Source organism: Mesorhizobium sp. M1A.F.Ca.IN.022.07.1.1 (assembly GCF_003997575.1).
Taxonomy (GTDB): Bacteria; Pseudomonadota; Alphaproteobacteria; order Rhizobiales; family Rhizobiaceae; genus Mesorhizobium.
The window spans coordinates 1-2,449 of the sequence record NZ_RZST01000540.1 but is presented as its reverse complement, the minus strand read 5'-3'; the positions used below and the strand labels follow the sequence as shown (position 1 = coordinate 2,449).

The window sequence follows — 2,449 nt, the reverse complement described above, 5'->3', positions numbered from 1 at the left end:
TCTGAACTCTCCGGTCACGCCCGCAACAGGAGCGCATGGCCTATAAAAAGCGACTCGTTCTGACCCGTCAAGGATTCGTTTTTATAGGTTTTGTGACCCCAACATGTTGTGTGTCACATATGTGGATAACGGGGACAGAAAGGCGCTTCGAAAAGCGTTTATTTGACGGTCCTTGCGGACGGTTCGCCGGGTTGCCCGGAGCCGGGCCCGGCGAGCGGCTTTTCATTTTAGCTGGCTTGCACTATCTGTTGCCCTGCGCGGGGGCGTGTCTTGTCAAGCCTGGAAGCATTCGCTACGCCCCGCTCATGACAGTTACAGTTCGTTTCGCCCCGTCGCCGACCGGCCGCATCCACATCGGCAATGCCCGCACCGCGCTGTTCAACTGGCTCTTCGCTATGAACAACAAGGGCCGCTTCATCCAGCGCTTCGACGATACAGACGTTGCCCGTTCGACGCAGGAATTCGCCGATTCAATTCTCTATGACCTGCATTGGCTCGGCATTTTTCCCGACGTTACCGAATATCAGTCGCGTCGCTTTGAAGTCTATGACGCCGCGGTGGAGCGGCTGAAGGCGGCGCGCGTGCTTTATGCCTGCTACGAAACGCCGGAGGAGCTCGACCTGCGCCGCAAGGTGCGCCGCACGCGCGGCCTGCCGCCGGTCTATGGCCGCGAGGCATTGACGCTGACGCCGGAGCAGGTGGCCGAATACGAATCCGACGGGCGCCGGCCGCACTGGCGCTTTCTTCTGCCGAACTTCACCGGCGACCCGCTGCAGCCGGAACGGACCGAGGTGCACTGGAACGACCTTGTGCGCGGCGAGGAGACCGTCGATCTCGCCTCACTGTCGGACCCAGTCCTGGTGCGTGAGGACGGCACTTATCTCTACACACTGCCTTCGGTGGTCGACGACATCGAGATGGGCGTCACCCATGTCATACGCGGCGACGACCACGTCACCAACACCGGCGTGCAGATCGCCTTGTTCCAGGCGCTGGGCGCTGAGCCGCCGGTGTTCGGTCATCACAATCTCTTGACCACCGTGTCGGGTGAGGGGCTGTCGAAGCGCACCGGCGCGCTGTCGATAGAAAGCCTGCGCGAGGACGGCATCGAGCCGATGGCTGTCGCCTCGCTGGCCGTGCTCGTTGGCACATCGGAAAATGTCACGGCAGCGCACGATCTCAACGAGCTCGCCAGCCATTTCGACCCGGCCGCGACATCCAAGTCTGCCGCCAAGTTCGATCCCGACGAGCTTTTCGTGCTCAATCGCACGCTGATGCACCAAATGCCGTTCGAGGAGGCGCGCGACCGGCTGATTGTGCTTGGCATTTCCGGCGACAGGGCCGAGCCCTTCTGGCTCGCCGTGCGCGGCAACATCGACCGTTTGTCCGACGCTGTCGCCTGGTGGCGAATCCTGAGCGACGGGCCGCAGGAGCCGGCGGAATTTTCCGGCGAGGACCGTGACTTCCTCCACCAGGCGTTCGACCTGTTGCCGGAAGAGCCTTGGAACGGCACGGTCTGGAAGGATTGGACCGGCAAGATCAGGGAAGCGACGGGCCGCAAGGGCAAGCCGCTGTTCATGCCGCTGCGGCTTGCCCTTACCGGGCGGTCTTCGGGGCCGGAGCTTGCAGATCTATTGCCGCTGATGGGTCGGGAAGGAACGCTGGCCCGACGACCCTGACCTTGCGCTGTTCCGGCGGCAGGGCCGAAACCGGTGACGCCGGCACCTTGGCGGTCAGCTGCTTGATAGCCGCGCGGTCGAGCCCGCCTGCAGCGTTGGCGAGCGTTTCGGGATCGGCGCCAGCATCGAGCTTGGCCGCCGGCGCCGGCACGAGGGTCGTCGCCCCGCTGTCCGGCTGCGGCTGCTCCGGATTGGGCGGATTGCCGCCTATGATCGAGAAGTTTTCGGCCTGGGCGTTGCAGCCGCATTGCGGCGGCCGCGAGTAGTTGGCCTGCTTGTAGAGATAGGCCGTCGGCAGCTCGCTGTAGGGACGGCCGGTCGCCGAGGATGTCATGTTGCCGGCGTCATCGTCCATGCCTCGCGTGTAGAAGACCTGCATCTCGGTGCCGGGGCAGCTCGATTTGCAATTCTTCTGATCGCGCTCGAAATCGCCGTAAGAGGCGGCGTTCGACATCGGGAAGAAATAGCCGTCGCAGGTGCGCACGCAGACGGTGCGGAACTCGCCGTTCATCCTCGGCAGGTTCATGCCGTCGGATTGGTTGATCACCCGGCGGATGTTGCGCGCGCTGGGATGGTCTGGCGGAAGCGCTTCAGGCGTGTGGAGCGTATCGATCCCCTCGTCGCCACGGCCGAAGAGCTGCTCGAACAGATTGCCGCCACCATTGTTGCGGGCGGCCTCCTGGGTCGGGGCGCGACGCGGCTCGACTTCATCAGCGCGGCAGCCATTGGCGTCGAGCGCCGCAAGAATGCGGCTGCGGTCGCGCCGCGTG

2 protein-coding genes are annotated in these 2,449 nt (G+C 64.0%); one reads left to right on the top strand and one right to left on the bottom strand.

The genetic code is table 11. The annotated features are described in order from the left end of the window. The first annotated feature begins 305 nt into the window (after positions 1 to 305). On the top strand, positions 306 to 1,679 hold the full coding sequence (gene gltX / locus EOA75_RS31835; RefSeq protein ID WP_095800819.1) for a glutamate--tRNA ligase: 1,374 nt from the start codon (positions 306 to 308) through the stop codon (positions 1,677 to 1,679). Here the strand turns inward: gltX and EOA75_RS31830 are convergent. Continuing rightward, positions 1,597 to 2,449: DUF2865 domain-containing protein (locus EOA75_RS31830; protein ID WP_127326069.1), on the bottom strand; the 853-nt coding region annotated here is incomplete at its 5' end. The two genes, gltX and EOA75_RS31830, sit on opposite strands and share 83 nt — an antisense overlap.